The organism is Pseudoalteromonas sp. P1-13-1a (assembly GCF_001401875.1).
In the GTDB taxonomy this organism is placed as follows: domain Bacteria; phylum Pseudomonadota; class Gammaproteobacteria; order Enterobacterales; family Alteromonadaceae; genus Pseudoalteromonas.
Genome location: NZ_LKDV01000038.1, coordinates 1 through 15,336 on the forward strand (window position 1 = coordinate 1; position 15,336 = coordinate 15,336).

The 15,336-nt window shown below is 41.2% G+C and carries 11 protein-coding genes; 6 read left to right on the forward strand and 5 right to left on the reverse strand.

Going from position 1 to position 15,336, the window contains the following annotated elements; translation table 11 throughout:
* The first annotated feature begins 308 nt into the window (after positions 1 to 308).
* The 3 genes from AN391_RS17565 (at position 309) to AN391_RS17575 (ending at position 2,204) form a co-directional block, all read left to right on the forward strand.
* A complete protein-coding gene (locus AN391_RS17565; protein WP_055016593.1) occupies positions 309 to 1,052 on the forward strand; it encodes a ferredoxin--NADP reductase in 744 nt (247 codons plus the stop codon).
* Positions 1,053 to 1,144: 92 nt separating this feature from the next.
* Positions 1,145 to 1,870, forward strand: a complete 726-nt coding sequence (locus tag AN391_RS17570) for a nuclear transport factor 2 family protein (protein ID WP_055016594.1) — start codon at positions 1,145 to 1,147, stop codon at positions 1,868 to 1,870.
* A 13-nt stretch (positions 1,871 to 1,883) separates the two neighbouring features.
* The gene (locus tag AN391_RS17575; protein WP_004589283.1) at positions 1,884 to 2,204 is read left to right on the forward strand and encodes a hypothetical protein; all 321 of its coding nucleotides are present in this window, start codon (positions 1,884 to 1,886) and stop codon (positions 2,202 to 2,204) included.
* A gap of 529 nt (positions 2,205 to 2,733) precedes the next feature.
* Here AN391_RS17575 and AN391_RS17580 read toward each other — a convergent pair.
* Positions 2,734 to 3,612 carry a TPR end-of-group domain-containing protein gene (locus AN391_RS17580; protein WP_055016595.1) on the reverse strand — a complete coding sequence of 293 codons (879 nt, stop codon included), beginning with the start codon at positions 3,610 to 3,612 and terminating at the stop codon, positions 2,734 to 2,736.
* 647 nt (positions 3,613 to 4,259) lie between these two features.
* On the opposite strand from AN391_RS17580, the gene katG reads away from it, so the two are divergent.
* Complete coding sequence (katG, locus tag AN391_RS17585; RefSeq protein ID WP_055016596.1) at positions 4,260 to 6,440, forward strand: catalase/peroxidase HPI; 2,181 nt, start codon at positions 4,260 to 4,262, stop codon at positions 6,438 to 6,440.
* A 584-nt stretch (positions 6,441 to 7,024) separates the two neighbouring features.
* Here katG and AN391_RS17590 read toward each other — a convergent pair.
* The 4 genes from AN391_RS17590 to AN391_RS17605 form a co-directional block, all read right to left on the reverse strand.
* A complete protein-coding gene (locus AN391_RS17590; RefSeq protein ID WP_082429350.1) occupies positions 7,025 to 7,480 on the reverse strand; it encodes an REP-associated tyrosine transposase in 456 nt (151 codons plus the stop codon).
* Positions 7,481 to 8,070: 590 nt separating this feature from the next.
* Entirely contained in the window at positions 8,071 to 9,672 is a 1,602-nt protein-coding gene (locus AN391_RS17595; protein ID WP_082422642.1) for an ABC-F family ATPase, read from the reverse strand.
* A gap of 187 nt (positions 9,673 to 9,859) precedes the next feature.
* Positions 9,860 to 10,609 (reverse strand): ABC transporter substrate-binding protein, encoded by a 750-nt coding sequence (locus AN391_RS17600; protein ID WP_055016598.1) that lies wholly within the window; start codon positions 10,607 to 10,609, stop codon positions 9,860 to 9,862.
* The gene (locus AN391_RS17605; RefSeq protein ID WP_055016599.1) at positions 10,606 to 11,343 is read right to left on the reverse strand and encodes an ABC transporter substrate-binding protein; all 738 of its coding nucleotides are present in this window, start codon (positions 11,341 to 11,343) and stop codon (positions 10,606 to 10,608) included. The genes AN391_RS17600 and AN391_RS17605 overlap by 4 nt, the downstream gene beginning before the upstream one ends.
* A gap of 282 nt (positions 11,344 to 11,625) precedes the next feature.
* On the opposite strand from AN391_RS17605, the gene AN391_RS17610 reads away from it, so the two are divergent.
* Both AN391_RS17610 and AN391_RS17615 read left to right on the forward strand, forming a co-directional pair.
* Positions 11,626 to 12,228: a bifunctional 2-polyprenyl-6-hydroxyphenol methylase/3-demethylubiquinol 3-O-methyltransferase UbiG gene (locus AN391_RS17610; protein WP_055016600.1), complete on the forward strand. Its 603-nt coding sequence runs from the start codon at positions 11,626 to 11,628 to the stop codon at positions 12,226 to 12,228.
* Positions 12,229 to 15,180 (forward strand): DEAD/DEAH box helicase family protein, encoded by a 2,952-nt coding sequence (locus AN391_RS17615; protein ID WP_055016601.1) that lies wholly within the window; start codon positions 12,229 to 12,231, stop codon positions 15,178 to 15,180.
* The last annotated feature ends 156 nt before the right edge of the window (positions 15,181 to 15,336 follow it).

Here is a 15,336-nt window from a genome sequence, read left to right on the forward strand (position 1 = left end):
GCTCACGTTAGAAGCGCAGCTTCTCATGACTTTGGCAAAGGGGTTTACACAACGTAAAACGTTGTTTTTAAAACGCCAGCAAGCTGCGCATTAACAAAAAAGTAGCTGGAGTTTACCTCGTGTTTGTTATTAATTTATCGCGGCATAAAGCCGCTGCTACTCATCTTTTTAATAAAATCAATGTTACCCAAAGTAAAAACGTTATGTTTAAAAAGTAGTTGCTCGCAGTGTCACTCTACTTAAGTTAATGCTAGTGTATAAATTACAACCATTTATCATTTTTAAAGCGTTAAGCTATGGAGTTGACTATGTCTAACTGGGTAGATGCAACTGTAAAAAAAGTAATATGGTGGAGCGATACACTGTTTAGTTTAGTCGTAAACGCACGTGTAGAGCCATTTAAAGCAGGGCAGTTTACTAAGCTCTCGATTATGGATGGAGATAAGCGTATTGCACGGGCATATTCTTATGTAAACGCGCCTAATAACCCCGATTTAGAATTTTACCTTATTAATGTAGAGGGTGGTTTATTATCGCCTAAGCTGGCGCAATTAAAACCAGGCGACACTGTATTAATAGAGCAACGTGCTTCTGGCTTTTTTACCCTTGACGAAATACCGCCAAGCCAACAGTTATGGATGTTAAGCACAGGCACCGCAATAGGGCCGTTTTTATCTATTTTGCAGCAACCAGAGGTATGGGAAAAATACACACAAATTAACTTAGTGCACGGCGTACGTTTTAATGCCGATTTAAGCTACCAAAACTTAATAGACACGCTTACAAACGCGCACCCTACACAGCTTAATTATACTCCGGTTGTAAGCCGTGAGGAGCCACAACAAGGCCTAAAAGGGCGTATAACGACAGCAATTCAAAACGGTGAGCTGTTTAGTAAAACCCCACACATGCCAACGCCTGATAATGCCCAATTTATGATTTGCGGTAACCCACAGATGGTGAAAGACACAACCGACTTACTTTTAGCCAAAAACTTTAAACGAAATCGTCGCAGAGACCCAGGGCACATAACGGTTGAGCAGTATTGGTAAAGTGTATAACAATCATTTAATTGCTACCCGAAAACGCTCAAATTTGTTATGTTGCAGCATTAACAGCGTTATATGTTCATATTAGGAAAGTTATGAAATCGTTATCTATTATTTTTGCCACGCTTATTGCCACAGTAGCCCTGATCAGTTACGCAGCAGATCAAACCGAAGAGAGTCAACAAGAGCAAAAAAGCACCGAGCAAGCGTCAAGCTCTACTCAAGCCAGCAGTTCGCAACCAAAAGATGAAAAGTTAAACACACTTGAGTACCAAGCCCCAAAGCTTAAAACGCCAAAAGTAGAGACAACTAAACCTGATGATTCAAAAGTACTAGGTAGCGAAACCCCTAAACCGGTAGAAAAACCAAAAACCAAAGTAGAAAAAGCAGCGGCCGTAGCCGAGGCAGAAAAAGCGGTAACCCAAGCCAAAGAAGCATTAACTGCAAAACAACAAGCTAAAGCTAAGCAGTCTCGTGAGTCGCTCGCTGTTGTAGAGCAATTAGTTGAAGCTTATAACGCACGTAACATTGAACAATTTATTCGTATGTACGATGAAGATGTAGAGTTTTATATTTTTCCTAATGAGCTATTATTTAAAGGAAAAGAAAAGCTCATAGCCCGTTACGGCTTAATGTTTAAAAAATTAAAGTGCATTAATAGCTCACCAATAAAGCGTATTGTGCACGGCGACATAGTAATAGATCACGAGCTATCAGAAACCTGTTCAACAGACGAAAACGTGGTAGATAAACGCTCTGAGTTAGTTTCGAGCTACCAAATAAAAGATGGAAAAATAATCCGCGTATTATTTTTTAGATAATAAAAGGCATACTATGCAGTTAGCAGACGACAAAAAAATTCGCTTAATGTACCGCGTTGAGCCTGGGTGTTTAGGGCCGCAAGGCGCAGATCACATAGAAGACTTTTGTCGTTATGCTAACAAGCACATTAAATCACCTTATTACGGGCAATTTTTGTTTTTACCGCGTTTTGATAAACAAAAAGATGAGCGCCAGTACAGCGTAAAAAACCGTAACTTGTCGCGAGTGCAGGCCAAAGCCTATTTAAATCATTTTGAAATTGATATAGATACCTTCGAAGAGCAACTCGACGAACTCCTCACCAAAGCCATCGATTTATACTTTAAACGCTAATGTTAACATTGTAGACGTCGAGCTTGCTCACGTTAGAAGCGCAGCTTCTCATTACTCAAATGATGTATTGCACAAAGAGAAAAAAAGAGGAGTGAAGGTTGGCGCGAAGCTTGCTCGCGCTAGATGCTAGTTACTTCTCTAAAGCGAAGCGCCTCTTCACCTCTTTGTGATTGTATTAGTTTAATATTTACGAGCTATCGCTCGTTACGCCAGCAAGCTGTGCGTCTACAGGGCAGGGCTTAGCTCCGGCGTTAATTTGACTTGTAGACGTTGAGCTTGCTCACGTTAGAAGCGCAGCTTCTCATGGCTTTGGCAAAGTGGTTTACGTTTAGGTAAAAACGTTGTTTTTAAACGAAAGCAATGTGCGTCTACAGAGCTGGGTTTAGCTCCGGTGTTAATTTGACTTGTAGACGTTGAGCTTGCTCACGTTAGAAGCGAAGCTTCTCATGGCTTAGGCGTGTAGCTAACGCAATGATAAAAAACCACAACAGCTTTTATATCAACACGTTAGCATCTTGGCTATAAAACTCTAGCTACCTGCCACTATCGCATTAAAGCTGTCGTTATCGTGCAGGCTGGCAAATGCGCTTTCGTGCAATAACTCATTACGTAAGTTTGGCGAGTAATCAAGGGCCATTTTAATATCGGCCAATGCATCGGCATGTTTGTGTGTAAGTGCATACGCACATGCACGCTGCCAGTAGGCATAGCCGTAGTCGCTATCTATATCAATGGCTTGGTTACATAACTCAATGGCTTTGGCGGTTTCGTTTAGCTCTAATAATGCATCCGCTTTGTAGGCAATGGCTTCTACATCTTCCGGCTTACGTTTTAAAATTTCGTCAAATATTTCTATTTTGTTTGCAAAGTCGCTTTCTAGGTTTGCGCGCATCCATAAAGAATGCACCTCGTTAGTGACTGATATACGCTCCTGGTTACTGAGTATTTCTTCTGAGCGTACACGTAGTTTTTCTTCAAGAATTTTTAGGCGATCTTCGTACTCGTCAGTGATCACACTTACACGCGTATTTACTATGTCTTCTACTTTGTTTTTAACATCGCGCAGCGAGTTCCAACCTACTAAAACCAAAATAGAGGCCGTAGCAGTAATAATAAAAAATACATTATTTATTGTGTCGGTGGTGTAAATAAGCGCTCTGTCGGCGGTGTCTAATTGGGCGTGGGTAACTTGTTTAGTTACATCTTCGCGTAATTGTTGTTGGTCTTGGCGAACAGCTTTTAACTCATCAAGAATATAGCGTTCTAAAAGCGGTTTATACATAGGCTCATTTAATTGTGCTAACGCTTGTTGCTGTTGCTGTTCTGTTGGGGCAGCTGACTCTTGTGCATTAACAGTATTTAAAAGCGAAAAAAAACAAATAAATAGAATAGATATATAAAAACGCATGGGTACGCCTAAGTTAATTATTAGTGACTAACCGCACTTTAACATGCAAGGCTTATTGGCACTAGGGCGTGTTGGCTTTGAACATAAAACAACATAGCAAACTCACATAACTTTAAAGCGCACTAAGTGTTAGGCAAAAAAAAGCCAGCCCAAAGTGGACTGGCAAAACTGCTTAAAACAACAATAAATTGTCGCAGGGAAATAACAGGAGTGAGTGGTCATAATAATCAAGTTAATCTGAACATTTACTTAATTATTTAAAATAGATTTCAATAAGTTATAAAGTAAAGGTGCATTGGGCTTAGTAATGCACCTTTATAAACAACTTTAATTTCATGGTGAAGGGGGGTATTCCAATGTGCGCTTAATTAAAAGCCACTTTCAAACCCTTCACATAACATTACGGGTTAACTATTTAATCCGATCACTTAAATTTCAGCGCTTAAACATTATCCAATAAACCAATGGTTTCAATCGATTTAATTCAAGTTAATACACTGGCGAATGTAATATTTGGGGTCTATATTGTTTGGGCAGTAAACAAAAATTATGCGCAAAATTAATACACCTTAGCGTGTTACTTCAAATGTAGGCGCTGGGGCTTGAGTAAAATAGTTAAACTCTTCATTTAAAGTAAGGAGCTGATAATGAGCAGCACTAAAACGGGCCAATGCCCGGTAATGCACGGTAGTAACTCAGTTATTTCTAAAGTAAACACAGATTGGTGGCCAAATACTCTAAATTTAGACATTCTTCATCAGCACGACACCAAATCAAACCCCTTCGGCACAGACTTTAACTACGCCGAAGCATTCAAATCTCTCGATTTAGACGCAGTTAAAGCAGACCTAAAAGCATTTATGACCGATAGCCAAGATTGGTGGCCTGCCGATTGGGGTCATTACGGCGGCTTAATGATCCGCATGGCATGGCACTCTGCAGGTACGTATCGATTATCAGACGGCCGTGGTGGTGCAAGCACCGGTAACCAGCGTTTTTCACCGCTTAATTCGTGGCCAGATAACGCAAGCCTAGATAAAGCGCGCCGACTACTATGGCCAATTAAGAAAAAATACGGCAATAAACTTTCATGGGCCGACCTATTTATTTTGGCCGGTAATATGGCATACGAATCAATGGGCTTAAAAATTTATGGCTTTGCAGGGGGACGTGAAGACATATGGCACCCAGAAAAAGACATATACTGGGGCGCAGAAAAAGAATGGCTAGCACCAAGTGATGAGCGATACGACAACGTAGAACAGCCCGACACAATGGAAAATCCATTAGCTGCAGTACAAATGGGCTTAATTTACGTAAACCCAGAAGGTGTAAATGGTATACCCGATCCTCTTAAAACGGCGCAGCACGTACGTGAAACCTTTGCACGTATGGCAATGAACGATGAAGAAACCGCAGCGCTTACCGTAGGTGGCCACACAGTGGGTAAAACTCACGGTAACGGTAAAGCTGAACACTTAGGCCCAGAACCCGAAGCAGCCGACGTACACGAGCAAGGCCTAGGTTGGAACAGCACTAAAGAAGGCGGCTTTGGCCGCAATACCGTAACATCGGGGCTAGAGGGCGCGTGGACAACCCACCCAACAAAATGGGACAACGGCTACTGCCACTTACTATTAAATTACGAGTGGGAACTAACTAAAAGCCCCGCAGGTGCGCACCAATGGGAGCCTGTAAATATTAAAGAAGAAGACAAACCGGTAGATGTAGAAGACCCATCAATTCGTTTAAACCCAATGATGACCGACGCCGATATGGCCATGAAGGTAGACCCAATCTACCGTAAAATTATTGAACGTTTTAACGACGACTTTGAGTATTTTTCTGACGTGTTTGCCCGCGCATGGTTTAAACTTACACACCGCGACTTAGGCCCTAAAGCGTGTTACTTAGGTAAAGATGTACCAAGCGAAGACCTAATTTGGCAAGACCCAATTCCAAGTGTTGACTACACCTTATCAGAGGATGAGATTAGCGAGCTAAAAGCACAAATTCTTGATTGCGGCGTAAGCGCAACTGATTTAATTACTACAGCCTGGGATAGCGCACGTACGTACCGTGGTTCAGACCGCCGTGGTGGTGCAAATGGCGCGCGTATTCGCTTAGCCCCGCAAAAAGATTGGCAGGGTAATGAGCCAGAGCGCCTAGCAAACGTACTTAACGCCCTTGAAAAATTTAAAGCAGGGTTAGCTAAACCTATCAGCATTGCAGATTTAATCGTATTAGGTGGCACAGCTGCAGTAGAGCAAGCGGCAAAACAAGCTGGTGTTGATGTAACAGTACCGTTTGCGCCAGGACGCGGCGATGCAACCGACGAAATGACCGATGCCGAATCGTTTGAACCGTTAGAGCCAGTGCACGACGGCTTTAGAAACTACCTTAAAGGTGACTTTAGCGTATCGCCAGAAGAGCTACTGTTAGAGCGTAGCCAGCTAATGGGCCTAACTGCACCAGAAATGACCGTACTGTTTGGCGGAATGCGCGTGCTAGGCACCAACTACGCAGGCAGCAAGCACGGTGTATTTACAGATAATGTAGGCACGCTTTCTACCGACTTTTTTGTAAACCTAACCGACATGGCCAATAACTGGAAACCGTCTGAGCCAGGTGTTTACAACATTGTTGAACGTAAAACAGGCACCATAAAATGGACTGCAACACGTATAGATTTAGTGTTTGGTTCAAACTCTATATTACGTGCATTAAGCGAATTTTACGCACAAGACGACAACAACGAACGTTTTGTACATGACTTTGTAAATGCATGGGTAAAAGTAATGAACGCCGACAGATTTGATCTTAAATAAATCATTTTAATAGGCATAAAAGGGGAGCAACATTGCTCCCCTTTTTTATTGTCTAAATTTTAGCTTTGAGCTTGTATTTGTTGTGCTTGCTCACTTTAGAAGGATAGCCCCGGCGTTAATTTGACTTGTAGACGTTGAGCTTGCTCACGTTAGAAGCGCAGCTTCTCAGGGTTTTGGCAAAAGGATTTAACAGCAGGGCAAAAACGTTGCTTTTAAACTAAAGCAATGAGCGTCTACAGAGCAGGGTTAAGCTCCGGTGTTAGTTTAACTTGTAGACGTCGAGCTTGCTCACGTTAGAAGCGAAGCTTCTCATGGCTTTAGCAAAGGGGTTTGCACAGGGTAAAAGCATTGCTTTTAAACGCCAGCAAGCTGTGGGTCTACAAGGTAGGGTTAAGCTCCGGCGTTAGTTTAACTTGTAGACGTTGAGCTTGCTCACGTTAGAAGCGTAGCTTCTCATGGCTTTAGCAAAAGGGTAAAAGCATTGCTTTTAAAACGCCAGCAAGCTGCGCGTCTACAGGGGGGGGCTTAGCTCCGGTTTTAATTAGACTTGTATTTATTGTGCGTGATCACGAAAAATAATACCCTCAACTCTCGTCGTTCAAATATATACAATCCCAAAAAGGGTACTGTTCAATCTTTTGCACAATCCCAGCTCTTAATGGGTTTGCAACGATATAACGAGCCTGAATTATTAAATCTCTTTCATTACGGATTTGATGCTCAAAATAATTTTGTTGCCAAATTGGTCCTTTATCACCATTAAGCGCATTAATCTTCACGGTTGTTAAGCTTTTAAACTGCCTAACTACCTCAGATAGTGAGAGCGTCTTAACCTGAAAAAGCCAATGAAGGTGATCGGGCATTACGGTATAGCAAATAGTATTAACATTTTTTTGCATATAAAAGACCGCGCGAGCGGCTACACAGGCATTCTCAAAGTTTTCAAATAAATTAGCTCTTTGCGCACAGCATATGGTGACTGAATAATATTTATGTGCAGACGAGCAACGACCTTTTAATAGTTTTTTTGAAGAAACCATGAGAGCCATTTATTAATATATTTTAATAAATATAGGAAAACCTGTTTATTTCACAAGCTTTTAAAACGCCAGCAAGCTGTGCGTCTACAGGGTTGGGTCAAGCTCTGGCGTTAATTTTACTTGTAGACGTTGAGCTTGCTCACGTTAGAAGCGCAGCTTCTCATTACTAGTTACTAGTTACTTCTCTAAAGCGAAGCGCCTCTTCACCTCTTTGTGATTGTATTGGTTTAATATTTACGAGCTATCGCTCGTTACGCCAGCAAGCTGTGCGTCTACAGAGCAGGGTTAAGCTCCGGTGTTAGTTTAACTTGTAGACGTTGAGCTTGCTCACGTTAGAAGCGAAGCTTCTCATGGCTTTAGCAAAGGGGTTTAACAGCAGGGTAAAAGCGTTGCTTTTAAACGAAAGCAATGTGCGTCTACAGGGTTGGGCTTAGCTCTTATGGCTAAAACAATGCACACCCGCCTATTCAAACACCCACAAAAAAAGGTGCTAAACAGCACCTTTTTAAAATGGTTTAGGCTTTATTTTTAATTTTGAAACCTAAAAACTTAAACCTAAAACAGACGCGATATAAAATCGTGGCTACAACTTAAGCAATTTTTTTCTCTTCTATGCTTGCTAGGTATTCATCAAACGTACCCTGAAAATCAATAACTTGTTTATCTTTAATATCAATAATACGGGTGGCTAATGACGATACAAACTCGCGGTCGTGGCTTACAAAAATAAGCGTACCTTTAAAGTCTTTTAATGCATTATTTAGTGCTTCAATGGCTTCCATATCCATGTGGTTGGTTGGCTCGTCCATTACCAGTACGTTTACGTCTTGCATCATTAACTTACCAAATAACAAACGGTTTTTTTCACCACCTGAGCAGTTACGCGCTTTTTTGTTTGCATCGTCGGCGGTAAACAATAAACGCCCTAACATGCCGCGCACCATTAAATCGTTGTGCTTGGCTGTGCGCCACTGCGACATCCAATCGAATAACGTTAAATCGTTATCAAAATCTTTTGTGCTGTCTTGCGGGCAGTAACCAAAGGTCGCATTTTCTGACCATTTAATCTCGCCTTCATTGCATTTTAGCTCGTTTACCAAACAGCGTAAAAAAGTGGTTTTACCCACACCGTTTTCGCCAATAATGGCAAGTTTAGCGCCGGCTTCTAATAAAAAGTCGCCGCCGCTAAATAAGGTTTCGCCATCAAAACCGTGCCCAAGCTTGGTGACTTCAAGCGCTTGGCGATACATTTTTTTACCCTCGTCAAAGCTCAGTGACGGGCTCATACGGCTTGACGCTTTAACATCGTCTAGCTTTATTTTTTCCATTTTTTTAGCGCGCGAACTGGCTTGCTTAGCCTTTGAGGCGTTTGCGCCAAAGCGGTTAACAAAGTCTTGTAGCTCATCAATTTCAGCACTCTTTTTAGCGTTTTCGGCTAATAACTGCTCACGCTGTAAGCTAGACGCTTCTAAAAACTTTTCGTAATTACCTGGGTAAATTCGCAGCTCGCCGTAGTCAATATCGGCCATGTGAGTACATACCGAATTTAAAAAATGGCGGTCATGCGAAATAATAATCATGGTGCATTTACGTTTATTAAGCTCATTAGCAAGCCACGTAATAGTATGAATATCCAAGTTATTGGTTGGCTCATCGAGTAGCAGTATGTCTGGGTTTGCAAATAGCGCCTGCGCTAAAAGCACACGTAGTTTCCAACCTGGGGCAACGTTTGCCATTAACCCATAATGAAACTCTTTATCTATACCCGCTTCTATTAGTATTTCTTCAGCGCGGCTTTCGGCTGTGTAACCGTCCATTTCGGCAAAAACGCTTTCAAGGTCGGCCACCTTCATGCCGTCTTCTTCGCTCATTTCGGGTAATGAATAAATACGGTCGCGCTCTTGCTTTACTTTCCAAAGCTCTACGTCGCCCATAATTACGGCATCTACAACGCTGTATTGCTCAAAAGCAAATTGGTCTTGGCTTAAGTTACCTACTTTAAGCCCCGGCGTAATCGACACATTACCCGCACTTGGCACAAGCGCACCGCTTAAAATTTTCATGAAGGTCGACTTACCACAGCCGTTAGCGCCAATTAAACCGTAACGGTTACCGTTACCAAATTTAGCTGAAATGTTTTCAAACAACGGCTCTGCGCCAAACTGCATCGTAATATTTGCGGTGGAGATCAAAAAGTTAGTCCTAGAATGAGTACTGACAGGGGCCAACTGCAGCAAAACGCCACAAACAAGACCAAGCAATAGGGTAAATTAGCTGGCGAATTATACAGATCCCCCCACGGTAATGAAAGGTAAAAGATACACACCTAAAAGGGCTGAAAGTTAAGTTATAAATAAACAGTAAGGGGAAAGCCACAGTTTAATAGAGGTTATAAATGCGCTTAATAGCCGCCTTGTTATTTTTAATAAGGCGATTAATTACAGCAACCTCGTTAAGCGTTATTGTTTTTTTGCTCATTATAAAATGCACATTATTTACGTGAACAGGCGCTACTTGCTCAACCGGCAATATACCAGCGTAATTTTTAGTAAAGTAAGCGGCCACTAACGAATCATCCACTACAAAATCTACCCGCTTTTTATTAAGTAAAGCAAAGCGTTTATCGGCCTCGGAGGTAAGCACTATTTGTTCACTATACTTTTCACTTAATGCTTTAAATGCCTGCCCTAAATAGCTACCGCCATTAATACCCGTTGTTAAGCCTTTTTTAAAAAGCTGCTCTAAGGAGCTTATATTTGCCGAGTCTGTGTGTTGATACAACATCATAGCTTCTTCGCGGTAAGGCAAACTAAAGTGAGCGTACACCTCACGTTCGCGGGTTTTGCTCGCCGCAAACATTAAATCTATACGGCCATGTTTTAACTCTTCTAAGGCACGTTGCGAGTTAGGCAATAAGGTAAAATTTATACAAAAGGGAGAGTCTTTAAAAATGGTTTTAATTACCTCTATTTCAGAACCCGTTAAAGCATTATTTTTTAGTACAACATACGGCGGCCAATAGCGCTCGTTAGTGCCTACGTTAATTGTTTTATCACACGCCACCGCACTGGCACAAAACAGCCCCAAACAGGCTACCCATATTACTAAATATATACGCAATCTACTCATTCAAATAACGCCTTAAGCGCCGCGTTCTTTTTTAAAATATGCGCGTTAATAATGTTAACCTCATCAAGCGTTACTGTTTTTTTGCTCAGCATTAAGTGTATTTGATCTTTATTTATAGCGGGTATAGTAGGGGCCGCAATTAAATTTTTACCCCGCTTACTTAAATAATTGCCTACTAGCTCGTCTTCTATTGCGTAATCTATACGTTGTTTATTAAGCATTTCAAAGCGCTTACTGGTTGCACTAGTGTACTCAATTTGTTTTTTATGGCTGTGTTTATACTGCTCAAACTCTTTGCCGTAATAGCTACCAAAATTAGCGCCAATGGTTAAACCTTGGTCAAAAATTTCGGCTAAATTTTTAGCTTTATGTAAATTGTTTATATTTTCGTATAAACGCATAACCTCGGTGCGGTACGGCTTTGTAAAATGAACGTGTTTAGCGCGCTCATTGGTATAGCTGGCCGCCCAGCCTATGTCTATTCGGCCATAGCGCAGCTCGGTAAAAGCCCGTTTAGAATTAGGCAACAGTTTTACTTCAAAGCAAAAAGGCGAGTCTTTAAAAATAATATTTAACGCTTCTACCTCTTTACCCTGAAACTGCCCATTAATACCCATAACATAAGGCGGCCAAAAAGCATCATGCGAGGCAACCGTTAGTGTTTTTTCGCAGGCAAACGCACCCCAAGAAGCACTAAACAATACACACATTAATAAGGTTATTAATTTATTCATTAAAACTCTAAGGTACGTTTTTAATCGTTATTTAAACAGTATAACCCAGCAAAACAATATAATAATGAATGAGACGTTAAAGTTGTAAAAAAATGTATCTAAAACCAAAGAGTTTACGGTTGAGGGGGAATGATTAGTGCAAAATTCAATACAAACAGCGTATTAAGCTAAAAAAACCTACTTATAAGTTCTTTAATTTATTGGCCTGTTCCTGTAGATTAAACAAAGATGAATACAGCATTAACGTTGCAAACGTACAAAAGCCAAGGAGCGGTATAAGCAGTGCCCAATACCACACTAAATTATTATAACCAACATGCACAAACTTTTAACGACTCAACACTTAATGTTGATATGTCGGCGCTTTACCGTGAGTTTTTACCGTATGTTGCACAAAACGGCCATGTGCTAGATGCTGGTTGTGGCTCAGCACGTGATGCCGCCTATTTTAAAAGCCAAGGTTTTAGTGTGTCGGCCTTTGATGCAAGCCCCGCTCTTGCAAAGTTAGCCAGTAATTACTTACAACAACCAGTCGAGGTTAAAACATTTCAAGAGCTTGAGTGTATAAATAAATACGATGGCATTTGGTGTTGCGCTAGTTTATTACACGTTCCAAAGGCTGAGTTACCGCAGGTGTTTTTAAACCTACAAAACGCGCTTAAACCTAATGGTGTTTTGTATGTATCGTTTAAATACGGCACGCAAGAGCGCGAACATAATGGCCGTGAATTTACCGATTTAACCGAAACTGCTTTAAATGCATTAATTGATCAACACACCGAGCTTAAAATAATAAAACAATGGCAAACAGTCGATCAACGACCAGGGCGCGAAAGCGAAGTGTGGCTAAATGCCTTGTTAACGCATAGCAAAGCGAAATTATAAGTGAATAGTTTTAGCGAACATCAACACCTGCAAAGTAATAACCAACAGCTTATTACGGGTGATAATGACCCGTTATTACCTAACCTTGTGCATGCCATAAACAATGCCACTGAGATTGAAATTACAGTTTCATTTATTCAGCCAAGTGGCTTAGCACTGTTGTTCGACCCACTAAGCGAAGCGTTACAAAGTGGCGCAACGCTTAAATTACTTACCTCAGACTACCTCGATATTACTCATCCCAATGCGTTAAGAGAACTTATGGCGTTAGTAGATCGAGGAGCCGATGTGCGCATTTACCAAACGCATAGTAATCAAAGCTTTCATATGAAGTCGTATATATTTGTTAAAACAAACGACCAAAACGAGATTACTGATGGCTGTGCCTTTATTGGCTCAAGTAATATTAGTGCCAGCGCATTAACCAAAGGGCACGAGTGGAACTTTAGACACGATTATACGCAACCAAAAACAAGCCAAGCAGCAAAGCAGTTTTTAAGTATTCGCACAGCTTTTGAAAATATTTTTAATCACGAATTTGTTACCCATTTAAGCCATAAATGGATAAATAGCTACATTACTAGGCGTAAAACACAGCAATTTGTATCGGTAAACCACGCTGATACAGCTGAGCAAGTTATTGAAAAGAATGAAGCTAAAACACCAAGGCCAGCTCAAATTGAAGCGCTTAATGCCTTAGCGCAAACGCGTACTGAGGGCTTTAAGCGTGGTTTAGTGGTTTTAGCAACGGGTATGGGTAAAACATGGTTAAGTGCATTTGACGTAAAACAATTCAAAGCAAAACGTGTTTTATTTGTAGCGCATCGCGAAGAAATACTTTTGCAAGCACAGCGAACATTTTCTGAATTACTCACTCTATCTACTGGGTTTTATAACGGTAAACAGCGAGACAAAAACGCTGAGTGTTTATTTGCCTCGATTCAAACCATTGGCCGAAGTAATCACTTAAAGCAGTTTGCACCAACAGCATTTGATTACATTATTGTCGACGAATTTCACCATGCAAGTGCGCGCGTATATCGCCAGCTTCTAAACTACTTTGAACCCCAATTTTTACTGGGTTTAACAGCTACGCCAGAGCGTACCGACCAAGCTGATATTTTAGGGTTATGCGACAACAACCTAGTATTTGAGCGTAACTTAACGCAGGGGATAGACCAAAAAACGTTAGTGCCATTTCATTACTACGGTATTTGGGATGAAAACGTAAACTACCAAGCCATTCCGTGGCGTAATGGCCGATTTGACCCAACAGCACTTGAAAACAAATTTGCGACTCAAAAACGGGCAGACCACGCACTTTTACACTGGCAGCAATACAAGCAGCAGCGCACATTAGGCTTTTGTATTTCCACCAAACATGCCGATTACATGGCTGATGCGTTTAATAAAGCGGGTGTAAAAGCGCTATCTGTACATAGCCAGTCAAAAGTACGCCGTAATGATGCACTAAAACAATTAGAACAGCGTCAAGTTGAAGTATTATTTACTGTTGATTTGTTTAACGAAGGGACTGATTTACCAAGCATTGATACCATATTAATGCTGCGCCCAAGCGACTCTAAAATACTCTTTTTACAGCAATTAGGACGGGGTTTACGCACCCTCGAAGGTAAAACACATTTAGTGGTGCTTGATTTTATTGGTAACCACCACAGCTTTTTAAATAAACCCTATGCACTACTTCATGAGACCACGCCAACTGGTGTAGTTAAAAAGCTTAAAAAGCCAAATCTAGCTGATGGCTGTTTTATAAATATTGATTTAAAAGTCACCGACTTCTGGCAACAGCTAGCTAAGGCGCAGCGCACCACGGCGCTTGAAGATATAACACAACTTGCTGAGCAACTTGGGCATTTACCCACCTTAAGTGAGTTTTACTACCACTACGGCGATATAAAAAAGGTAAACAGCAATTACACTAGTTGGTTTGATCTAATTGCTCAAACACAAAATATTGATGACGAAGCACAGCAAAGTGCCAAGCAATTAGCCCCGTTTTACGACTTTTTACATAAAGGTATACAAACAACCAGTATGACCAAATGCTTCAAAGCTATTTTGCTTGAAGCGTATGTTGCTTTAAATGGCTTTGCCAAACCCCCAACAGTTGCAGAACTTGCGGCTATGAGTGCTAAGGTTTTAGCGCGTCATCCAAATTTAAAGCAACACGATTTACCTATTAAAGAACAGCAAGCAGCTGCAAATTCACAAACATGGCAAAGCTACTGGCGTAAAAATCCAATTAAAGCCTACACCAATAAAAATAAAGACGGCACACAATGGTTTACCTTACAAAACGACACCGTAAAAGCCACGTTTGACGTACCCGCAGAAAAATGCGAATTACTAAACAACGCCGTGTTAGAACTGGTTGAATACACCTTAGCTAAATACAGCCAACGGCTAAAAGTAAAAACGCCAACCAAGAAACAAAATACAGAGCAAAATGCTGACAATGTAACTCAGCTAGCGTTTAAAGATCTTGCCGATACAGCAAAAGAACAAGATAACGCATTAAAACTGCCGTATTTCCCCAATATTAAAATTGCCTGTGGGCATTTTAAAACTGGCGATAGCAGCGATATGGAATTGATGGACGCGCCACTTGGCGCAGGCAAGCTTGATCCAAACGTACATTTTTTAGCACACGCATCGGGTAACTCTATGAACGGTGGTAAACACCCAATACTTGATGGTGATTTACTGCTACTTGAACTTATAACCTCTGATAGAGCAGGCTCGCTACGCGGTCAAATAGTCGCGATAGAGCGAGACGATATAAGCGGAGACGGGCAGTATTTACTGCGCAAAGTTAATAAATTACCTAATGGGCAATATGAGCTAATTGCTCAAAACCCAGATTACGAGGTAATGATTGCAGATGAAAGCATGCGAACATTCGCACGCTTTAAACAAGTGGTTTTGTAGTCGCGATTTTATATCGCGCTATTACTTGTAGGCGCAGAGCTTGCTCATGTTTTGTAGACGCGCAGCTTGCTGGCGTTAAAAGCGAAGCTTTTAAAATAGGTTTTTTACGTGAGAGCTTTAGGGATTTAATAACCTCTATTCGAGGTTTTATCGCGT

Excerpts from the sequence above, each read along its gene's own strand:
- AN391_RS17565 (WP_055016593.1), top strand. The coding sequence starts at position 309 with ATGTCTAACTGGGTAGATGCAACTGTAAAAAAAGTAATATGGTGGAGC.
- AN391_RS17570 (WP_055016594.1), top strand. The coding sequence starts at position 1,145 with ATGAAATCGTTATCTATTATTTTTGCCACGCTTATTGCCACAGTAGCC.
- AN391_RS17575 (WP_004589283.1), top strand. The coding sequence starts at position 1,884 with ATGCAGTTAGCAGACGACAAAAAAATTCGCTTAATGTACCGCGTTGAG.
- AN391_RS17580 (WP_055016595.1), bottom strand. The coding sequence starts at position 3,612 with ATGCGTTTTTATATATCTATTCTATTTATTTGTTTTTTTTCGCTTTTA.
- katG (WP_055016596.1), top strand. The coding sequence starts at position 4,260 with ATGAGCAGCACTAAAACGGGCCAATGCCCGGTAATGCACGGTAGTAAC.
- AN391_RS17590 (WP_082429350.1), bottom strand. The coding sequence starts at position 7,480 with ATGGTTTCTTCAAAAAAACTATTAAAAGGTCGTTGCTCGTCTGCACAT.
- AN391_RS17600 (WP_055016598.1), bottom strand. The coding sequence starts at position 10,609 with ATGAGTAGATTGCGTATATATTTAGTAATATGGGTAGCCTGTTTGGGG.
- AN391_RS17605 (WP_055016599.1), bottom strand. The coding sequence starts at position 11,343 with ATGAATAAATTAATAACCTTATTAATGTGTGTATTGTTTAGTGCTTCT.